At 69.3% G+C, this 3,386-nt stretch carries 2 protein-coding genes and 1 pseudogene; 1 reads left to right on the top strand and 2 read right to left on the bottom strand.

Annotated elements, in window-relative coordinates:
- Both FV217_RS22020 and FV217_RS22015 read right to left on the bottom strand, forming a co-directional pair.
- Positions 1-1,207 (bottom strand): annotated as a pseudogene (locus FV217_RS22020) (DNA mismatch repair protein MutS); the annotation flags it as partial.
- A 364-nt stretch (positions 1,208-1,571) separates the two neighbouring features.
- Positions 1,572-1,874: a hypothetical protein gene (locus FV217_RS22015; RefSeq protein ID WP_147821741.1), complete on the bottom strand. Its 303-nt coding sequence runs from the start codon at positions 1,872-1,874 to the stop codon at positions 1,572-1,574.
- A 214-nt stretch (positions 1,875-2,088) separates the two neighbouring features.
- Here FV217_RS22015 and hrpB point away from each other — a divergent pair.
- Positions 2,089-3,386: ATP-dependent helicase HrpB (hrpB, locus tag FV217_RS22010; protein ID WP_246683130.1), on the top strand; the 1,298-nt coding region annotated here is incomplete at its 3' end.

Here is a 3,386-nt window from a genome sequence, read left to right as displayed (position 1 = left end):
GGTCGCGCGGCCCGGCTCGTCCGAGCCCCGTTCGCGACAGAGCCCTGGCGAGGTCCGGCGCGCCGGCCAGCGCATCGCGGAGCGCCCGGCGTAGAGCGGCCTCGTCGGCAAGATAGGCAACGGCTGCCTGGCGCTGGCTGATCGTCTCCAGGTTCGTCAGCGGGCCGGCCAGATGCTCGGCCAGCAGCCTTGCGCCGCCGGCCGAGACGGTGCGGTCGATGGTGTCGAGGAGGCTACCCTTGCGCTCGCCCGAGAGCGTCCGTGTCAGTTCCAGATTGGCGCGCGTCGCCGCGTCGATCGAGAGGGTCGCGCCGCTGGCCTCGCGGGTCGGTGCGGAGAGTGGGACGCGGGCGCCGATCTGCGTGCGCTCGATGTAGAGAAGCGCCGCACCGGCCGCCGCGATCTCGGCACGGCTGAAGGCGCCGAAGCCGTCCAGCGTCGCGACGCCGAATTGTTCGCGGATGCGCCGTTCGGCCGAAGCGGGTTCGAGCTCGGCCTGTGCCAAAGGCACGACGGCGGCCGCGGTATCGCGCCACAGCCTCGCGAGGGCGGGATCCGAAAAAATCGCTTCGGAGAGGACGATCTCGCGGGGCTCGTGCCGGGCGATGGCGGCTGCGAGCTCGCCGTCGGCGACCTCGCTCAGTGAGAAGCGGCCGGTGGAAATGTCGATGGCGGCGAGCCCATAGGCCTGAGCCTGCTCCGAGATCTTCCGGCGCCCGACCGCCAGCAGCAGGTTGGCACGCGCGGGATCGAGCAGCCGGTCCTCGGTGATCGTACCGGGGGTGACGAGGCGCTGGACCTCGCGCCTGACCACGGATTTCGGCCCACGCTTCTTGGCTTCCGCCGGATCCTCGACTTGCTGGCAGACGGCGACGCGGTGTCCGAGGGCGATCAGGCGGCTGAGATAATCGTCGGCCCGCTCCACCGGCACGCCGCACATCGGGATCTCGTTGCCGCCGTGCTTGCCGCGCTTGGTCAGCACGATCCCGAGGGCCCGCGAGGCGATCTCGGCATCCTCGAAGAACAGCTCGAAGAAGTCGCCCATCCGGTAGAACAGGAGGCAGTCGGGGTTGGCCGCCTTGATCTCGATGTACTGCGCCATCATCGGCGTCGCGCCGGCGAGCGCGAGAGGCTCCTTCGCGCTCACGGCATCCGCACCCTTCGCGTGCTGGTCGAGGGGAATGGATCGTAGGGCAGGACGGCTCATGCGCGATGCTTAGCAGAAGCGGTCCGCTGAATCAGGCGGGCGCCGCGTCTCGCCTGGGGAAACGGCTTGGCGGCCCTCTCGAGGAGCCGGCCGACGTGCTGGTGATGCCGATATTCAATCCGCTTCGATCTCTTCGGAGGTGCTGCAGGAGCTTGGACGCGGCATTGTGCGGAGGCCGATCCCAGTCGGCTTCGACAGGGCCGTGCAGATCGTGCCGCTCGGCGCGACCGACGCGGATTTCGTTAACATGGCCGCAAGAGCGTCCTTCGATATCGGCGGTCGAGACGGACACAAAAAATCCTCCCGGCGCGACACCGGGAGGATTTTTTATTTGTAACCAGAAGCTTGGATCGAAATTCGTGCCTCAGTAGCGCGGACCGTTGGTCGTGTTGCCGAGCTGCTGCTGGTAGCCGGGGCGCTCGGGATTGCGAGCATTCGGATTGCCGTGGTGGTGCGTGTTGTGGCGACGCATCATCCGCTCGTGCTTCGTGGTGCCGTGATGGCCCATGTGGGAGTGATGGTGGTGGCCGCGGTGACGCACCGTCTCGATCGTGTCTCCTGCCACCAGGGCGGCATGCGGCATGGCCGGTGCAGCGGATGCCGACACCGCTCCAAACCCGATGGCGCCGAGCAGCGCACCGGCTGCGAGTGTCGTTGCGAACCGCATGTCTGAAACCTTCCGTCGTCTGCGCCCGATGCGCGAACAGTGAAGTCGGGTTTGCGCGATCCGTTCCGTCGTACGGTGATGTTTACGGACAGGGAAATCACTGAGATGACGAAGAAATCCGGCGGCGTCCCGACGGAGCCGGCACAGGAGTGCCGACCTTTGGAGATCGCGCGGCTCGCTTGATTTCGCATCGACGCCGAGCCATGCCCGCGCCGTGTCATCCGCCATCGGCCGCGTGCCGCTCCCGATCGATGCCGCGCTGCCGCGACTGCGCGAGGCGCTGCAACGGCACAACGCCGCCGTCCTGGTCGCGCCGCCCGGTGCCGGCAAGACGACCCGCGTTCCGCTCGACCTCCTCGACGCGCCCTGGCTCGCCGGCAACAGGATCATCCTGCTCGAACCGCGTCGTCTGGCGGCACGCGGCGCTGCCGAGCGGATGGCCAGGACGCTCGGCCAAGACGTTGGCGAGACTGTCGGAATTCGTGTCCGGCTCGGCTCGAAGGTCTCGTCCCGGACCCGGATCGAGGTCGTCACCGAGGGCGTGTTCTCGCGGATGATCCTCGACGACCCGGAGCTGTCGGGTGTCGGCGCGGTGCTGTTCGACGAGTTCCACGAGCGCTCCCTCGACGCCGATCTCGGCCTCGCCTTCGCGCTGGATGCGCAGGCCGGATTGCGGGAGGACCTGCGTATCCTGGTGATGTCGGCGACGCTCGACGGGGCGCGGGTCGCGGTCCTGCTCGGCGATGCCCCGGTGGTCGAATCCGAAGGCCGCGCCTTTCCCGTCGAGACTCGCCACCTCGACCGCGAACCCACTGTACGGATTGAGGATTCCATGGCCGAGGCGATCCTGCGCGCCTTGCGCGCCGACCCTGGATCGGTGCTCGCCTTCCTGCCTGGACAGGCCGAGATCCGCCGTGTCGCCGAACGTCTCGAAGGCCGTGTTGGGCCGGAGACGGATGTGGCGCCGCTCTATGGGGCGCTGACGCAGGGGGAGCAGGACCGGGCCGTCTCGCCATCGCGGGACGGGCGGCGGAAAGTGGTGCTGGCGACCGCGATCGCCGAGTCGTCCCTCACCATCGAAGGCGTTCGAATCGTTGTGGATTCCGGCCTGTCCCGCGTGCCCGTCTACGAGCCCGGCAACGGCCTGACGCGCCTCGTCACGGCCCGCGCCTCCCGCGCCTCGGTCGATCAGCGGCGCGGGCGCGCGGGACGGACCGAGCCGGGCGTGTGCTGGCGGCTCTGGACCGAGGCGGGCACCGGCGCGCTGGAGCCGTTCACGCGTCCCGAGATCCTCGCCGCCGACCTGTCGGGGCTCGTGCTCGACTGCGCTGCCTGGGGCGTCAAGGATCTGACATCGTTGCGGTTTCTCGACTCCCCGCCGGCCCCTGCCCTCTCTGAGGCGCGGGCGCTGCTGACCCGTCTCGGCGGGCTCGACGGGGACGGCCGGATCACCCCGACGGGGCAGGCGCTGCGGTCCTTGCCGCTGCCGCCGCGGCTGGCGCGGATGGTGGT

Origin of the sequence: Methylobacterium sp. WL9, from assembly GCF_008040035.1 — a bacterium.
GTDB lineage: Bacteria > Pseudomonadota > Alphaproteobacteria > Rhizobiales > Beijerinckiaceae > Methylobacterium > Methylobacterium thuringiense.
Note: the sequence above shows the minus strand (reverse complement) of the source record. Positions and strands in the feature narration are given on the sequence as shown.